The sequence below is a fragment of the Psychroserpens algicola genome, from assembly GCF_014526325.1.
GTDB lineage: Bacteria > Bacteroidota > Bacteroidia > Flavobacteriales > Flavobacteriaceae > Psychroserpens > Psychroserpens algicola.
In genome coordinates, this window is record NZ_JACNMJ010000008.1 from 1 (window position 1) to 17,276 (window position 17,276).

Here is a 17,276-nt window from a genome sequence, read left to right on the forward strand (position 1 = left end):
AGGAAATGATGATTTCAGATTTACAATGCCTATTCCACTATCAGAAACAACTGCAAACAGTGCAGCGGAACAAAACCCTGGGTATTAATAAAAAAAATATATGATTATGAAAAACATTAAAATAACCATATTATCATTAATAGTTGTAGCCTTCTTTGGTTGTGATCAGGATGATAATATCAATACAGTATTTGATAACGTAAACGGACAGAGTTTAGTTGCATTTGCTGCTTCAAGTTCAGATTTAGCAGTAGTTATTGATGGAACAGGAAGTGTAGATGTTCAAATCGAAGTGTCTACCGTATCAGATTCAGATAGAACAGTAACTGTTTCAGTTGATGAGAGTAGTACTGCAGCAACAGAGAACTATGCATTAGCTTCTAATACGGTTACAATACCAGCAGGATCTTACTCTGGATTATTAACTATAAATGGTGTAGATGTAAGTGTAGAGCCACAGGCAGAAACAATTGTATTAAATATAGAAGATACAACTGCAAGTAACCCTGCGTTTACTTCAAATCAACAGCATACTGTAAATATCTTTCAGGTTTGTCCAGTACCATCAGATTACTTGGTTGGTGACTATATCTTAACAGATAATGGAAATGGTAACTTCGGACAAAATGTTCCTGTAACAATTACTGTAGATCCAGATGAGCCTACACTAAGATTATTTACAGCTACATTTCTTCCAGGTTCTGGAGTAGATCAAGATGTTGAAGTTAATTTAACATTAGGGTGTAATTTCTTTAGCCTTTCAACTGTTGATATCAATGTGACATGTGATGTTGATGGACCTTTATCTTATATAATTGGTAATGCAGGAGCTTCCAATTCAATGTACGACTTAGATGTTGATGATGTAGGAACTGTTCATACAGTAAACTATCTTGAAGATATAGAGGCTGATTGTGGACCAGCATCTGTTCAGAATTTTACACTAACTAAAATATAAAACAGAACTATGAAAAATATTATAAAACTATTTAGTGTGATTTGTTTAGTTATGTGCTTTTCGGCATGTGATGATAATGATGATTTAAAATTTAGACCTACAGAAAATATAGGTTGGATTCAGTTTCCTGAAAGCAATCCAGTATCGCTTAATTACAACTTATCTTTTGATATTGCAGCACGAGTAGGTGTCGATATTCAAGTGCCTAAAGTTGAAAATGATTTGACTATCGGGTATAACTTGGTGAGTGTATCTGGATTAGATCCAAATTCAGCATTCTCTAACTCTGGATCTATTGTAAGTCCGGCGGGAGAATCAAGCTATGCAGGACCAGATAACGGTACAGGATTTGATTATGTGTATTTGGCTAATATCGAGTTTGATTTTACAGAATTACCTGTATTAACAGAGCCAATGGTATTTGATATTGTATTAACCACTACAAATGATGCAGGGATACAAGTTGGATTTAACGATGAAAAGCCAACTGTACAACGAATGACTATTTGTCCGGCAGTAGAGTCTACTACAGGCTTTGCTTTAGGTGATTACACACTTACAGTACCAACAGGAGATGGACCATTTGGAGCGCCATTTGCTGACGGAACAGTAGTTACTTTAACCGAAGGATCAGGTGGAGAGTTTACAAGAGTATTTCAGGCAGATTACTTGCCAGGGATTGGAGCAGGATTACCAGTTGTAGATGTAGACTTTACATTTGCTCAAGGCGGAACAACAATTTCAGGACCAATATCAACAGGAGTTGGATGTGGAGCTGAGATTCTATTAGATACAGGAGATGCAGCAGAGTTACCATGTGGTGATGATGTAATCATGTTAAATCTTTTAGACTTTGTTGGAGGTTCAGGTGACTGTGGTCAGGCTGATGTTGAAATGACAATCATGTTAACCAAGAACTAAATAATAACGTGTTTAACTATTTGTTTTAACTAATTAAAGTTGTTTGAATTAGTGTTAATTAAATAAGATAAATAGTTTTTTAAAAAAATGTGGAAGCATAATAGGATATATTAGGCTTTCACATTTTTTATTTCTTAACCATTACTAAACTGTATCAAAGTATCATACTACAGGGATGCGCTTAAATATTTAATTAAAAGAGTTACTTTTTCGTATAGGTAATTAGCCATAATCTCTTCCAGCTTTTGCCACCATCTTTTGTGCCTTCCCATATCCAGTCAAATCCTGTGGGTTTAATATTTTTAAATACCATCCGTTGCTGAGTATTATTTATCATTTCAGTTTTAAATACAGGATGTCCATCTATAATAGCTCCAGTAAAATTAAAATGACTACCTGCCGAATCAACCCAGGTTTGTTTCCAGACTTTTGTTGTTGAATTAAAAATAGATAAACTCATTCCAGTATAATTTGTTGTTGGGTCTTTAAAATTCTCCTGAATCACTTTATCGTCAAGAATACGCTTAATGTCATTTTCTCCCGAAACTTTCTCGCCATTAGCATTTGTCCACGACACATTCCAATGGCCAATCCAAAAATCAAATGTATGCTCATTTAATTCCTGAGAATACGTATAACTAACTACTAGAATTAATATAAAAAATAATTTTCTTTTCATGTTTTGGAAGGTTAATGGTTTGTTTTTTGTAAGCTATTAAATTCGAATGAATTTCAGGTTAATTAGTATCGGGAATTTGTTTTAAATGAACATGTATACGATTTAAATTTGCCTGACTGTTTTTATTCTAATATAAGCAGACTATTATTTATCTGATACTGAACACTATTTAGAATCGATAAAAATAACAAACTTAGAAAGACTGACTATTTTATTACGTGGTAAATTCGTAAATTTGCACCGATTTTTAGACAACTAATTTCAATATAAAGCGTATGTCAAAAGACATTAAGATTAAAAAAGGTCTGGATATAAAACTTGTAGGTGAAGCTGAAAAAACAGTTGAACAAGCCATTATAAGTAATTTCTGCACTATCAGACCTGAAGATTTTCACAGCGTTATACCAAGACTCATAGCAAAAGAAGGTACTACTTTAAAAGCAGGTGATGTTATCTTTCATGATAAATCAAATGAAGCAATAAAGTATGTATCTCCAGTCTCTGGAACCGTTGTAGAAATACAAAGAGGTCCTAAGCGTCGTATAGATGCTATTAAGATTCAAGCAGATAAAACACAATCTTATAAAGACTTTGGAAAGTTCAATACTGATACCAATGCTGAAGCTATAAAAGCTCATTTTTTGGCATCAGGTTGCTGGTCATTTATCAAACAAAGGCCTTATGATGTTGTAGCAAATCCTGAGAAATCACCTAAAGCGATTTTTATTTCTGGACATTCTACAGCGCCTTTAGCTGCTAATTTGGATTTTGTACTTGAAGGTAAAGAAGCCGAATTGCAAGCTGCTGTTTCTGCCTTATCAAAGTTAACTGAAGGACAGGTTCATATAGGAGTTGGTTCTAACAACTCACCATTGGCAAGTATGAACGATGCTGTAATTCACAAAGTGTCTGGTCCGCATCCTGCAGGTAATGTTGGAACGCATATCAATAAAATCGACCCTGTTAACAAAGGGGAAACGGTTTGGACAGTCAATGCGCAGGATTTAGTGATCATTGGTGAATTATTACTTACAGGTAAATTCAATGCCGAACGTATCGTTGCTTTAGCTGGGTCTTCAGTAAAAAAACCTAGATATTTCAAAACTAAAATCGGAAGTGAAGTGGCTACTATGGTCTACGATAATGGTGTTGAAAAAGACGGTAACGATCGTATTATCTCCGGAAATGTGCTTACTGGAAAACAGTTAAAACCAGACGGAAGTTTAGGATATTACGATAACTTAATTACAGTGATTCCTGAAGGTGATGATTATGAGTTTTTCGGTTGGAACAAACCCGTTTTTAATAAAATTTCTACCTCAAGAGCTTTGACATTTTCTTGGTTAACGCCTAAGAAAAAATACAGCTTAAATACCAATACGAATGGTGAACATCGAGCTTTTGTAGTTACAGGTTCTTATGAAGAGGTGTTTCCTTTAGATATTTATCCGTTACAAATTTTAAAAGCGTGTAAGTATGAGGATTTAGATGAAATGGAAGCTTTAGGAATGTACGAAGTTGCTCCCGAAGATTTCGCATTAACAGAATTTATATGTGTGTCTAAACAACCGCATCAAGATATTATTAGAAAAGGTTTAGACTTAATGCTTAAAGAGATAGGATAATGGGTTTAAAAAATAGTTTACATAATTTTAGAGAAAAGAATAAAGACAAAAAATGGTTACCTGCATTTTCTGCAATACATACCTTTTTATTCTTACCTAATGAGACCACTCATAACGGAACACACATTAAAGCAGCCGACGATTTAAAGCGTACCATGAACATTGTGATTATGGCTATGGTACCATGTTTAATCTTCGGAATGTTTAATGCTGGATACCAACACCATGTCGCATTTGGAGATATTCAACAAGCTACTGGAGGATTTTTTAGTTCAGAATTCTGGACGATGGATAACTTTATGGTTGGCTTCTGGAAAGTACTGCCTTTAGTCATTGTATCTTACGGCGTTGGTTTAGCGATTGAAATTTTATTCGCCATCAAAAACAGCCACGAAGTAGAAGAAGGCTATTTAGTAACAGGAATGTTAGTGCCTTTAATTATACCAATTGATACACCATTATGGATGCTTGCAGTTGCTGTAGCTTTCGGAGTTGTAATTGGTAAAGAAGTCTTTGGTGGAACAGGAATGAATATCTTAAACCCTGCTTTAACCATTAGAGCCTTTTTATTCTTCGCTTATCCAACATGGATGTCGGGAGATAAGGTATGGGTTCAAGGTGCTGTTGCAAGAGATAAAGCGATTGCTGCTGGTGAGAATCTAGATGCTATTTCTGGAGAGACAATTTTAGGAAGTCTGGCTCAAAATAAAGGCGCAGGTTATGATGTGATGGATATGTTCTACGGATTAATTCCTGGCTCTGTTGGAGAAACATCGACCTTAATCATTTTAATTGGTGCTGGGATTTTAATCTTTACAAAAATAGGAAGCTGGAGAATTATGTTATCTTCAGTATTAGGTGCTTTGGCAATGGGATTAATTTTCAATTTTGCTGTAAGCTCTGAATGGATTACTGAAAGTAGTAAGTTCTACGGATTGATGAGTACAACATGGTGGCATCATCTATTAATAGGTGGATTTGCCTTCGGTACTGTCTTTATGGCAACCGATCCTGTTACTGCTTCACAAACCAATAAAGGGAAATGGATTTATGGATTCTTAGTAGGTTTTATATCAATTATGATTCGTGTATTCAACCCGGCTTATCCAGAAGGTGTGATGTTAGCGATTCTGTTAATGAATGTATTTGCACCAACAATTGATCACTATGTGGTTCAAGGTAATGTAAAGAAAAGAATGAAACGTCTAAAAGTTAAAACTGCTTAACGATGGAAAAGAGAACAGATAAAAATTCGTATACCATAATTTTTGCCATAGGAATGGTGATTATAGTAGGTGTAATATTATCAGGATTATTTGGTTGGACTAAACCTATGATTACTGCTAATGAAGAAATAGAGAAGCAGCAAAATATTCTTTACGCTATGGGTGTAAATAATAATGATGATACTAGCGCAGAATTTGTCGCGTCTGATAAAGCTGAAGCGTTATTTACTGAAAATGTAAAAGAGCAAATGGTCTTATTTTCTAAAGATGGTAAGATCGAAAAGCAAATGACAAGACAAGAATATATGGATGCTAACAATGGGCAAGAACCATATTTGATTGATGTGAAAAAACAGCAGAGTAATGCCAAAAAAGGAGAAGCTAGAAAGTTACCTTTATTTATAGGACAAAATAAAGAAGGAAAAACAGTATATGTGGCTCCAATTTATGGTAAAGGACTTTGGGATGCCATTTGGGGTTATGTTGCTATTGATAAAGATATGGTCGTTCAAGGCGCTTATTTTGATCATAAAGGAGAAACACCAGGTTTAGGTGCCAATATCAAGCAACGTTATTTTATGGATGATTTTTATGGAGAACATCTATTGACATCCAATGGTGCTTTCAAAGGAATCACTGTTGCTAAAGGTAATGCAGATCCTAAAAATGAAGATAAAACTGATAACGAAGTAGATGCAATTGCAGGTGCTACGATAACAGGTGATGGAGTTTCAGCTATGATTAAAAGTGACTTGAAACTATACAAGCCTTATTTTGATAACTTAAAAAAACAAGCTAACTAATATGGGACTACTTTCAAAAAAAGACGCAGCCTTAATAAAAGATCCATTAGCAGATAATAACCCAATTACAATTCAGGTACTTGGTATTTGTTCAGCTCTAGCGATTACTGCAGAATTAGAAGCATCAATAGTAATGTCAATTTCTGTATTGTTTGTATTAGGTATCGGAAACGTTGTTATCTCTCTAATGAGAAATATCATTCCTTCAAAAATTAGAATTATCGTACAACTTATTGTCGTTGCTACGCTTGTAATTATAGTAGATTTGGTTCTTAAAGCATTTGCTTACGAGTTGAGTAAAACCCTATCGGTTTTCGTTGGATTAATTATTACCAACTGTATCATTATGGGACGTTTTGAAGCTTTCGCTCTAGGAAACGGTCCTTGGAGGTCGTTCTTAGATGGTATAGGTAACGCTTTAGGATATGCCGTGATTTTAATTATAGTAGGTTTCTTTAGAGAATTATTAGGTTCTGGAACTTTACTAGGAATCCCAGTACTTGGAGATCCAATTGAAAAAACAGGGCTATATGCCTTAGGCTATGAAAACAACGGATTTATGTTATTATCACCAATGGCATTAATTGTTGTAGGAATCATTATCTGGGTACAACGTACAAGAAATAAAACATTAATCGAAGATTAAAAGATATGTTAGAGCACTTAGAATTATTTTTCAAATCAATATTTATAGATAACATGGTATTTGCCACGTTCCTTGGAATGTGTTCGTACCTTGCCGTATCTAAAAAAGTATCTACAGCTGTAGGACTAGGAGCAGCTGTAATTTTCGTACTTGCTATTACAGTACCTTTAAACTGGTTGTTAGATCAATATATTTTACAACCTGGAGCACTGTCATGGATGGGACCAGAATATGCCGATTATGATTTAAGTTTCTTATCGTTTATCATGTTTATTGCAACCATTGCAACCATGGTACAATTGGTAGAAATTGTCGTTGAGAAATTCTCTCCGTCATTATATAACTCACTTGGTATCTTCTTACCGCTTATTGCTGTAAACTGTGCTATTTTAGGAGGTTCATTATTTATGCAATCTCGTGAAATTGAAACTTTAGGTTTAGCAACAACCTATGGTGTCGGTTCAGGAATTGGATGGTTTTTAGCGATATTGGCAATTGCTGCTATTCGTGAAAAAATCAGATATTCTAATGTACCACCTGCTTTAAGAGGTCTTGGTATTACATTTATCATTACTGGTTTAATGGCTATTGGATTTATGAGCTTTGGAGGTATGTTAACTGGTGGTGACGAAGAGACAAAAGAAGATACAACAGTTGAAGTGCAAGTCACACCAACTGATGATAATACAGAATTAGCTAATAACACTAAAATAGAAGAGTAGTATGATTTTAGCAGCAGGAACATTAGGGACAGTTATAGCAACCGTAGTAGCGTTTTTATTGGTGACATTAATACTCGTAAGCTTACTATTATTTGTTAAACAAAAATTATCACCATCTGGCCCAGTAACAATTAAAATTAATGGTGAAAAAGAAATTCAAGTCGCTTCAGGTGGTACTTTACTGTCTACCTTAGGAAGTGAAAAAATATTCTTACCATCTGCTTGTGGTGGTGGTGGAACCTGTATTCAATGTGAATGTCACGTCCTTTCAGGAGGTGGTGAAGCATTACCTACAGAAACGCCTCACTTTAGTAGAAAAGAATTACAACATGGTGCGCGTTTATCATGTCAGGTAAAAGTAAAACAGGATATGGAAATTACCATTCCTGAAGAAGTCTTCGGAATTAAAAAATGGGAAGCTACTGTTGTAAGAAACTATAACGTAGCCTCATTTATCAAGGAATTTGTTGTTGAAATTCCTGAAGATATGGGATATAAAGCTGGTGGATATATTCAAATCGAAATTCCAGAATGTGAAATTAAATATTCTGATATTGATATCACGGCTCACCCAGAAGAACACGAGACACCTGACAAGTTTCAAGCCGAATGGGATAAATTCGGACTTTGGCCATTGGTGATGAAAAATACCGAATTGGTTGAAAGAGCATACTCTATGGCTTCTTACCCAGCCGAAGGTCGTGAAATTATGTTAAACGTACGTATAGCGACTCCACCTTGGGATCGTGCTAAAAACGGATGGATGGATGTGAATCCAGGTATTGCATCGTCATATATTTTTGCTCAAAAGCCAGGTGATAAAGTTACCATTTCAGGACCTTATGGTGAATTCTTTATCAATGAGTCTGATAGCGAAATGTTATATGTTGGTGGTGGAGCAGGTATGGCGCCAATGCGTTCACACTTATACCAGTTATTTAGAACTATTAAAACTGGACGTAAAGTAACCTATTGGTATGGTGGACGTTCAAAACGTGAGTTGTTCTATATCGAACACTTTAGAAAATTAGAAAAAGACTTCCCTAACTTTAAATTCTATATGGCATTATCAGAGCCTATGGAAGAAGATAACTGGAAAGTAAAAAAGGATATCAATGATGAAGAGGGAGACGGATTTGTAGGATTTATTCACAATTGCGTAATTGATAATTACCTAAGTCACCATGAAGCTCCTGAAGATATCGAATTATATTTCTGTGGACCTCCATTAATGAACCAGGCGGTTCAGAAAATGGGAGAAGATTTTGGAATTCCAGATGAACACATCAGATTCGATGATTTCGGAGGATAATATTCAAAATTCAATATAACGTCATTCTGAACTTGTTTCAGAATCGCGTCTAAAACAAAAAACCAACTCACATGAGTTGGTTTTTTGTTTTAAATGTATTACTTGATTATTTAAGAGTCATTGTTAGAATCCTCTTTATTATTGTCCTTTTTCATTTTGATATAACCCGTTACCAAACGTACTCCTAATCTTGCAAAGAGTATGATGGCTATGACCATAACAATATCAAATCCGTCCATGCTTTATTTATATTCTATAATTAAAAATACTGCTGTACTATCACCAATATTAAGAACTTCATGTGTTGAGATAGCTTCCTTACTAAAGCTATAGTCTGTTGGTACATTAACTTCTCTGATTCCTGTAGTGTCTTTAATTCTGAATTGACTTCCAGCTAAGGTATAGCCAAAATGCGGATTATGATAATGTTTCTCATGTCCAACACCTGGAGCAAAAGTACATTTTAAAACCCTAATTTTCGCATTGTCTTCAACAACCTCACAGACAGCCTCGTTATTCCAACCGGCTTCTAACGGGTCTGGCAAGACAGGCAAGGTTGAGTTTTCATTACAACCCCAAAAGACAAGACATGATACGAAAAAACAAACCAAAAATAAGGCCTTTGTTATCCTGAAATATTTAAACTTACACATGAATCAAAAATACGTTATTTTATCTAGTAGATAACAAAATTCAATGTTTTGACGTTTAATATTCATATGAAAAAAATAGTACTCACTTTTTTAGTTTTGATATCGCTAATTGTTCTAGCATTTCAATTCAAACCCGTAAAGCAAATAGCACATAATGTTGTGGCTAGCGTAGAGCCTCAAAACCTTGTCGTTAAAGATAGTTTAACGATAAAATCCAGAGTTAAGATTCCTGAAGGTTACCAACGTGTTGCTTACGAGAGCGGAAGTTTTGCAGAGTACCTTCGGAATTATAAGTTGAAACCCTTCGGAAGTAAAATTATAAATTATGATGAGTCAGAATATTTCTGGCAAGGAGGTCATATCGGAATACTAGAGGTTCCTGTGCCTAAAAATGGTTTACAACAATGTGCTGATGCACTTATCAGAATCCGTAGTGAATACCTATGGGATAACAACAGAAAAAATGAAATAGGCTTTAATTTTACGTCAGGTCACTATTGCTCATGGAAGAACTATGCAGAAGGCTACAGACCAAAAATTAATGGTAATAAAGTTGTCTTCAATAAAACTGCAGGCGCTAATCATTCCAAAGAGAACTTTTATAAATACCTTAATTTAATATATATGTATTCTGGTACCTTGTCACTTTATAATGAATTAGAATCTGTTGATGATTCTAATTTGCATATTGGAGATATGCTTATAAAGGGCGGTACTCCTGGTCATATTGTTATGATTTGTGATGAAGTTATCAATGATAAAGGAGAAAAATTATTCCTGTTGTTTCAAGGCAATACACCTGCTCAAAGTGTTCATTTAGTTAAAAATCTTGAAGATTCAGATATGTCGCCATGGTATGACTTAAAAAATAATGCGACTATACCAGTGTCAAATTATACGTTTAGTAGCGCAAAGTTTGTGCGATTTAAATAAGCTTCTTTGTATCTTTGCATCATGAGTAAAGCTTTAACACCACAAGAGTTGCATAACCTTGCCATGAACCATGTTGGAAAAGATTTAGAACAACGCGGATTTGAGTTCGTGGCTATTAATAGCAAGTTGAAACGTCACCCTCAATTTGTATGTATTGATAAAAACAGCCAGTATTTTTTTGTAATTGTAAGAGCCGTAAAACTTCCTGAAAATCCAAATAATTATGATATTGTATGGATGGAAACATTTAAAAAACATGCTCTTGAAAAAGATGCCAAAGTCTTATATGCAGGCGTTGGTTTAGGAAACCCTAATAGTGATGACTTACCCGTGTATTTAAATGAAGACTATCTCATCGAGTATAACGGAATTCAAGTTATTGAAGATAATCGTAATTAGATGAAACAGGTTTATGTTCTACTAGTTTTTAGTTTGTTTTTTGTTTCATGCAAAAATGATCAAAAGAGTTCAATTGCTAAAAACACCAAGCTTTCTGGTCCGGTTTTTGGCACATCGTATTCTGCGATTTATGATTCTGAAATTGACTACTCCAGACAATTTGATAGTTTGTTTACTGTTATTAACCAATCAATGTCAACGTACATTCCAGATTCAGAAATATCAAAATTTAACAGAAATGAGCCGTACATAATTGATACGCATTTTAAAACAGTGTTCCTAGCATCTAAAAAGATATTTAAAGCAACCAATGGTGCCTTTGATCCTACTATTGGCGATGTTGTAAACGCGTGGAGTTTTGGTGCAAATCAAAATAAGTTTTTAACCGATAGTACAACCATAGACAGCCTAATGCGGTTTGTAGGTTTTGATAAAGTTTCACTAGTTGATGATAAACCTACTGTAATTACCAAACATCCAAATACCTATTTGGAGTTTAATGCTATAGCTAAAGGTTATGGCGTTGATGTGATTGGAAGATTTCTAGAAGCTCAAGGTGTTGAGAATTATTTAGTTGAAATAGGAGGAGAGATTCGAACGAGAGGTATCAATAAAGAAAAAAGTAGCCCATGGAATGTCGGATTGGACGAACCGCGTTTTGACGGTGAACAATCGGTTTTAAAAGCCATTCAACTGAGAGATGAAGCTATGGCAACCTCTGGTACATATCGTAAGTTTAAAATTGATGACGATGGAAATCGTTACGCCCATATTATAAATACCAAGACAGGATATCCTTCTAAAACAAACATTTTAAGTGTCTCTGTTATTGCTCAAGATTGTATGACTGCTGATGCTTATGCGACTGCATTTCAAGCCATGGGAATTGAAAAGGTAACAACGTTTCTTAAATCACATCCAGAACTAAAAGTATATATCATTTTTGAAAATGACAATAAAGTGTTTGAGACTTTAAATTTGAATAATTTTCCAGAATAGAATAACATTTGATTGTGACCTATTGAAATTTAATGGGTCTTATTAGTGCTATTAATCAATTTAAAAAAGTTGGGCCAAATGTTATTGGTTCGGCTTTTTTTGTTTTTATCACGTTACATTGTCATTCTTCTACTTCATTAGAAAAAATGAGGTTGTTTATAATTCTGTTAGACGAAATAAAGCCTTTCAAAGAAAGAAATAATCATTTGACCGAAAATTCTCAGAATATTGTATTTTCCTACAAAAAACTAATTATTTTAGTAACTAACGCATTGATGTTTAAATATTAATGACGAATTAGCATTTGTAACAACCAACCATTATGAAATCCCTCACCACTTTTCTATTACTCTTTATATCTATGTCAATGTGTAATGCTCAAACCGATCTCGAGATTGGTTCTGTATACATCAAAAGAGCAGAGCAAAGTTATCTCGATAATGAGATGGGTAAAGCACGAGAGTATTTTGATAAAGCCATAACTTATATTAAAGAAATAAATGACAGTCGAGTTGCGAGAATTGGGACTATCTTGAGTTTTGATATCAAGGATTATACTAAAGCAAAAATATTAGCACAGCGTTACTTTGAATTAGAACAAGAAAAAACAAGCGAGGATTATTTCGAAATGTTAGAATTGTATGTCACAATCGATGAAGCTATAAAACAGAGGGCAATTGAAGAAGAGCGTAATCGCTTAGAACAGCTTAAACTGGCTAAAGAAAAAAGACGTTTAGATTCTCTTACAAATTTGTGGCATGAAAAATCTCAAAAGTTTTATATCGAGATAGATAGTATTGGAGATTTTAATAAGTATAATCTTGCGATATACAAGTCTAAAGACTACCTAGGCATTATGGATGATTACGGTAGAATACTCATGAAAGCAGATACTTTTCCTCATGCTATTGCCTATGATGGGTATATTATTTTTATGAATGATTTAGAGCGTCCAACACGATTGTTTTGTTTCAATTCAAAAACTCAAGAAAAATTCTTGCTACCAGATGTTACAGCATTCAATCCGCAAGCTTATGATTATGGTGAAATTATGCTGCCTAGAGCTAATGGATTACTAGTAACCTACCCTAAGAATTGTAAAGACGTAGTTGTGTTTAATTTAAAATCTAAAGAGTTTAGAGCTATTGAAGATAAAAAGGAACTGCTAAAAAATTTAAAGAAAAATGATATTATCGATAAGTATGATAAGGACTTAAATGTGAGAATTGAAAAGCAGTGGTATGCTATTGGAAACTCTGTAGGAGGTAGTTTTTATGCGTTGTTTAATGAAGATAAAGAACTACATGGGTTTATAAGTGCATCTGATGGACGTGTTTATACTTCAGATTATTATAGCAGTTTTGGAGGCTTTTGTGATAACAAATTTCAAGTTATCGAAAATGGTAAAACGATTTGGATGGATGCCGAAGGGATTAAATATTACAGTAATGAAAACCTTAGCGGAGCGTACTCTGGTACAACGAAATTTGTAAAAACTGACCAGGGGAAATTTAAAATCTTACAAAAAAACAACGGAAAGGATGTATTGATAAAAGGAAATGAAACTTTACACCTATTGGAGGATTTTATTGAAGAACGCTCTAAATAAATACTATTTTATTTATAGACTACCGGAATAATTTCGCCCTTAGCTAAGCAGTATTTTTTTATCTCTTCTTCGGAAAACTGAGTTGTATAGTCAACTTCTTCTACCTTAAAACCAATATTTCGAAGTTTATCAAAATAATCACGACCATACACGCGAACGTGGTCGTATTGCCCAAAAATTTTAGCGCGTTCTGATCTATCTGTAATGGTGTCATCTTCAAAAGTAACAGCCCTTTTCAAATCCTGAGGAATCTGAAACACACCATAACCACCAGGTTTCATAACTCTGTATAGTTCTTGCATGGCTTTTGTGTCATCTGGAATGTGTTCTAACACATGATTACATAAGATTACATCATAACTGTTGTCTTCAAACGGTAGATTACAGATATCGGCTTTAACATCAGCAATTGGAGATTCTAAATCGGTTGTAGTATAATCCATATGCTGAAGTGATTTAAATCGTTTTAAAAAGCATTGTTCGGGTGCAAAGTGAAGCACCTTCTTTTCAGCTGAAAAAAAATCAGTATCATTCTTAAGATACAACCATAATAGCCTGTGACGCTCTAAACTTAATGTCGAAGGTGATAAGACATTATTGCGCTGGTTGCCATAACCATAGGGTAAAAACGATGTAAAGCTTTTTCCATCAATGGGATCAACATAAGTGTTACCTTTTAAAATAAATGCTAAAACCGGACGCGCTACATAGCTTAACCTTATAAGCAGAGGTCTAGGAACTACATTTAGAATTATTTTAAAGAGTTTTTTCAAGGGTTATGATTTTCTCTCCTTTGTTGAGAAAAATTGTGATATCCGACTATAATTAGTTTAAGCTTTTAAGAGGATTAAATTTATATTATAATACTAGTGCTTCCTTTCTAAACTCATCTTCTTCATTAGATGTAATACCTAAGGCTTTATGAACATAAGCAAAGGTTGAAAGAATTTCAGGTTTCCCATCCACAAGTGCAATATCATGCTCAAAATGAACACTAGGTTTGCCATCTTGAGTGACTATGGTCCAACCATCTTTAAGTTGTTTTACACGATGCGTTCCACCATTAATCATTGGTTCTATTGCTACAACCATCCCTTCAACAAATTTCTTTCCGCGACCTCTACGACCATAGTTAGGCATTTCAGGATCTTCATGCATTTTACGACCTAAGCCGTGTCCAACAAGTTCTCTAACCACTCCATATCCTTGAGCTTCACAATGCTGCTGTATGGCAAACCCTACGTCTCCAACACGATTTCCAGCTTTAAATGCTCTTATTCCAACATACAGAGATTCTTTGGTCACCTCTATTAGCTTTTTGGTTTCGGGATTTACATCGCCAATTTCAAACGTATAAGCGTGGTCACCGTAAAAACCATTCATCAAAGCACCACAATCAATAGATACTATATCACCATTTTGTAGCGGTTTATCAGTAGGTAAACCATGAACAACAGCTTCATTCACACTGCATAATAAAGTAGATGGGCAATCGTACAGTCCTAAAAACCCTGGTAAAGCACCTTGTGCTCTAATGAAGTCTTCAGCCAGTTTATCTAATTGCATTGTTGTTACGCCTTCCTTAACTTCGGTTGCAAGCATACCTAAGGTCTTGGATACAACGAGAGCACTCTGGCGCATTAATTCAATCTCTTCTTTTGTTTTTACTATAATCATATTAAAAAAATATGTGCAAAGATACTTAAAATTAAGATGTAATTCCTTTTGAGTTAACTAGGTCGTTTTAAAGGAAGGTAAACAAAAATTTTATGGTAATTTTTAACGCCTTAAAAATGAAAATAAGCCTTTTTTCTTAGGTTTGATATTCATGTTTGGCGCTTCATTAGTAATCAATTGATAGACTTCGCCCCAACCTAAAATACCACCTATATTTCTGTCGTCTATGTAAATGTCTGCATAAATTTTTCGACTGACTGAGTTGTCATATTGTTCTTCAGGGAAACTTTGATTTACAGCATAGAATGTAATATCATTAGCTTTACAAAAGGCAACAGCTTCGTCTAATTTTTGTCCGCATCTATATGTCCAAAGAATAAGACGATGACCATCTTGTTGAAGGCGTTTCATTGTTTCGAATGCAAAAATTCGAGGTTTGCCTACTTTAGGATAAGCATCTTCAACAATAGTACCGTCAAAATCAATGGCTATAACGAGTTTGTCTTGGAAATTCATGAGCTAATTTTTGTTATGTTATAAAGGTACGAGTTTTAAAAAATTATCCAACTAATGTGTGTTGCGTCATCGATTTAGGTTGTTCAACTCCCATCAGTTTTAAAATAGTAGGTGCAATATCACCCAAAATACCATCTCTAATTACTGGTTTTTCATTGTCAATTAATATCACAGGAACTGGATTTGTCGTATGCGCAGTATTAGGAGAACCATCAGGATTAATCATAGTTTCACAGTTACCATGATCTGCAATAAGAATCGTAGTGTAATTATGATCTAATGCAACTTCAATCACATCTTTGACACAGTTGTCGACTGCTTCACAAGCTTTAATTGCGGCTTCCATAACACCAGTATGTCCTACCATATCTCCATTTGCAAAGTTTAAGCATACAAAATCGACATCACCTTTTTTAAGCTCAGGGATGAGTGCATCTTTTAATTCGTAGGCACTCATTTCGGGTTTCAAATCATAGGTCGCTACTTTTGGTGAATTTCTTAATATTCTGCTTTCCCCTTTAAAAGGTTCTTCTTGTCCGCCAGAAAAGAAAAAAGTGACATGAGGATATTTTTCAGTTTCAGCAATTCTAATTTGAGTTTTATTATGTTTTTCTAATACCTCTCCTAAGGTTTCACTAAGATTGTCTTTATTGAATACCACCTGAATCCCTTGATAAGAATCATCATAATTTGTAAGCGTTACATAGTGTAAATCGAGCTTATGCATGTTTTGTTCATGAAAATCTTCTTGTGAAAGCGCTTCAGTTAATTCACGACCACGATCAGTTCTGAAATTGAAAAACACAATAACATCTCCATCTTTAATTTGCGTAACCGGCTGATTGTTATTATCAACCATAATAATAGGTTCAATAAATTCATCGGTGATATTATTATTGTAACTATTTTGAATAGATTCGGTAGCAGAGTGTGATTTCACACCAGCTCCATTCACCATAGCATCATAGGCTAGTTTAATACGTTCCCAGCGTTTGTCTCTGTCCATGGCATAATATCTGCCAGTTACTGTAGCGAGTTTGGTATTGGTGTTTTTGATATGATTTTCAACCGAAGTGATAAATCCGAATCCAGATTTTGGGTCAACATCTCGACCATCAGTAAAGGCATGAATATAGGAGTTTTGAACGCCATAATCATTAGCCGCATCAACCAAACCAAATAAATGATTAATATGCGAATGGACGCCACCATCACTTACCAAGCCTAAAAAATGGACAGGTTTATTGTGTTGTTTTGCATACTGAAATGCATCAATTAAAACTTTTTCGTCTTTTAACGTATTATTTTTAACTGCCAGATTTATTTTAACTAAATCCTGATATACAATTCTACCAGCGCCAAGATTCATGTGCCCGACTTCACTATTACCCATTTGACCTTCAGGTAATCCAACATGTAAACCGTCTGTTCTTAATGTGGCATGAGAATAATTATGATACAGCGAATCGATAAAGGGTGTTTTTGCATTGTCAATAGCAGAAACTTTTGGGTCTGGAGACATTCCCCAGCCATCTAAAATCATTAAAATAACTTTTTTATTCATTGTCGAAGAGTTAAAAACCAAAGATAAAAGTTTC

Annotated in this window: 19 protein-coding genes; 12 read left to right on the top strand and 7 right to left on the bottom strand. The window is 34.5% G+C overall.

Features of this window, described 5'->3' with window-relative positions:
- Positions 1 to 106: 106 nt before the first annotated feature.
- Together H7350_RS14785 and H7350_RS14790 are read left to right on the top strand one after the other, a co-directional pair.
- Positions 107 to 958, top strand: coding sequence for a DUF1735 domain-containing protein (locus H7350_RS14785; protein WP_204346704.1), 852 nt, complete (start codon positions 107 to 109; stop codon positions 956 to 958).
- Positions 959 to 967: 9 nt separating this feature from the next.
- A complete protein-coding gene (locus H7350_RS14790) occupies positions 968 to 1,879 on the top strand; it encodes a hypothetical protein (protein ID WP_204346705.1) in 912 nt (303 codons plus the stop codon).
- A gap of 202 nt (positions 1,880 to 2,081) precedes the next feature.
- Here the strand turns inward: H7350_RS14790 and H7350_RS14795 are convergent, their stop codons facing one another.
- Positions 2,082 to 2,558, bottom strand: coding sequence for a hypothetical protein (locus tag H7350_RS14795; RefSeq protein WP_204346706.1), 477 nt, complete (start codon positions 2,556 to 2,558; stop codon positions 2,082 to 2,084).
- A 275-nt stretch (positions 2,559 to 2,833) separates the two neighbouring features.
- On the opposite strand from H7350_RS14795, the gene H7350_RS14800 reads away from it, so the two are divergent.
- From H7350_RS14800 to nqrF, 6 genes are read left to right on the top strand one after another with little or no spacing between them, the layout of a single operon-like run.
- Positions 2,834 to 4,183: a Na(+)-translocating NADH-quinone reductase subunit A gene (locus tag H7350_RS14800; RefSeq protein ID WP_204346707.1), complete on the top strand. Its 1,350-nt coding sequence runs from the start codon at positions 2,834 to 2,836 to the stop codon at positions 4,181 to 4,183.
- Positions 4,183 to 5,409, top strand: coding sequence for an NADH:ubiquinone reductase (Na(+)-transporting) subunit B (locus H7350_RS14805; RefSeq protein WP_204346708.1), 1,227 nt, complete (start codon positions 4,183 to 4,185; stop codon positions 5,407 to 5,409). The genes H7350_RS14800 and H7350_RS14805 overlap by 1 nt, the downstream gene beginning before the upstream one ends.
- Before the next feature lie 2 nt (positions 5,410 to 5,411).
- The gene (locus H7350_RS14810) at positions 5,412 to 6,212 is read left to right on the top strand and encodes a Na(+)-translocating NADH-quinone reductase subunit C (RefSeq protein WP_204346709.1); all 801 of its coding nucleotides are present in this window, start codon (positions 5,412 to 5,414) and stop codon (positions 6,210 to 6,212) included.
- A gap of 1 nt (position 6,213) precedes the next feature.
- Positions 6,214 to 6,858: an NADH:ubiquinone reductase (Na(+)-transporting) subunit D gene (locus tag H7350_RS14815; protein WP_204346710.1), complete on the top strand. Its 645-nt coding sequence runs from the start codon at positions 6,214 to 6,216 to the stop codon at positions 6,856 to 6,858.
- Positions 6,859 to 6,863: 5 nt separating this feature from the next.
- The gene (nqrE, locus tag H7350_RS14820) at positions 6,864 to 7,580 is read left to right on the top strand and encodes an NADH:ubiquinone reductase (Na(+)-transporting) subunit E (RefSeq protein ID WP_204346711.1); all 717 of its coding nucleotides are present in this window, start codon (positions 6,864 to 6,866) and stop codon (positions 7,578 to 7,580) included.
- A 1-nt stretch (position 7,581) separates the two neighbouring features.
- Positions 7,582 to 8,892 carry an NADH:ubiquinone reductase (Na(+)-transporting) subunit F gene (gene nqrF, locus H7350_RS14825; RefSeq protein ID WP_204346712.1) on the top strand — a complete coding sequence of 437 codons (1,311 nt, stop codon included), beginning with the start codon at positions 7,582 to 7,584 and terminating at the stop codon, positions 8,890 to 8,892.
- 110 nt (positions 8,893 to 9,002) lie between these two features.
- Here nqrF and H7350_RS17090 read toward each other — a convergent pair whose 3' ends face one another.
- Entirely contained in the window at positions 9,003 to 9,131 is a 129-nt protein-coding gene (locus H7350_RS17090; RefSeq protein WP_262891173.1) for a hypothetical protein, read from the bottom strand.
- A 3-nt stretch (positions 9,132 to 9,134) separates the two neighbouring features.
- Positions 9,135 to 9,437: a cupin domain-containing protein gene (locus H7350_RS14830; protein ID WP_204346713.1), complete on the bottom strand. Its 303-nt coding sequence runs from the start codon at positions 9,435 to 9,437 to the stop codon at positions 9,135 to 9,137.
- 174 nt (positions 9,438 to 9,611) lie between these two features.
- On the opposite strand from H7350_RS14830, the gene H7350_RS14835 reads away from it, so the two are divergent.
- The 4 genes from H7350_RS14835 to H7350_RS14850 all read left to right on the top strand — a co-directional run bounded on the left by H7350_RS14835 (position 9,612) and on the right by H7350_RS14850 (position 13,485).
- Positions 9,612 to 10,478 carry a DUF4846 domain-containing protein gene (locus H7350_RS14835; RefSeq protein ID WP_204346714.1) on the top strand — a complete coding sequence of 289 codons (867 nt, stop codon included), beginning with the start codon at positions 9,612 to 9,614 and terminating at the stop codon, positions 10,476 to 10,478.
- Positions 10,479 to 10,499: 21 nt separating this feature from the next.
- A complete protein-coding gene (locus H7350_RS14840; protein ID WP_204346715.1) occupies positions 10,500 to 10,877 on the top strand; it encodes a Na(+)-translocating NADH-quinone reductase subunit F in 378 nt (125 codons plus the stop codon).
- Positions 10,878 to 11,876, top strand: coding sequence for an FAD:protein FMN transferase (locus H7350_RS14845; protein ID WP_204346716.1), 999 nt, complete (start codon positions 10,878 to 10,880; stop codon positions 11,874 to 11,876).
- A 322-nt stretch (positions 11,877 to 12,198) separates the two neighbouring features.
- Entirely contained in the window at positions 12,199 to 13,485 is a 1,287-nt protein-coding gene (locus H7350_RS14850) for a hypothetical protein (protein ID WP_204346717.1), read from the top strand.
- 8 nt (positions 13,486 to 13,493) lie between these two features.
- Here H7350_RS14850 and H7350_RS14855 read toward each other — a convergent pair whose 3' ends face one another.
- The 4 genes from H7350_RS14855 to gpmI all read right to left on the bottom strand — a co-directional run bounded on the left by H7350_RS14855 (position 13,494) and on the right by gpmI (position 17,242).
- Entirely contained in the window at positions 13,494 to 14,258 is a 765-nt protein-coding gene (locus H7350_RS14855; protein ID WP_204346718.1) for a class I SAM-dependent methyltransferase, read from the bottom strand.
- 85 nt (positions 14,259 to 14,343) lie between these two features.
- The gene (gene map / locus H7350_RS14860; protein WP_204346719.1) at positions 14,344 to 15,162 is read right to left on the bottom strand and encodes a type I methionyl aminopeptidase; all 819 of its coding nucleotides are present in this window, start codon (positions 15,160 to 15,162) and stop codon (positions 14,344 to 14,346) included.
- Between the two features lie 102 nt (positions 15,163 to 15,264).
- On the bottom strand, positions 15,265 to 15,678 hold the full coding sequence (locus H7350_RS14865) for a BT0820 family HAD-type phosphatase (protein WP_204346720.1): 414 nt from the start codon (positions 15,676 to 15,678) through the stop codon (positions 15,265 to 15,267).
- Between the two features lie 43 nt (positions 15,679 to 15,721).
- Positions 15,722 to 17,242: a 2,3-bisphosphoglycerate-independent phosphoglycerate mutase gene (gene gpmI, locus H7350_RS14870; RefSeq protein ID WP_204346721.1), complete on the bottom strand. Its 1,521-nt coding sequence runs from the start codon at positions 17,240 to 17,242 to the stop codon at positions 15,722 to 15,724.
- Between the last annotated feature and the right edge of the window lie 34 nt (positions 17,243 to 17,276).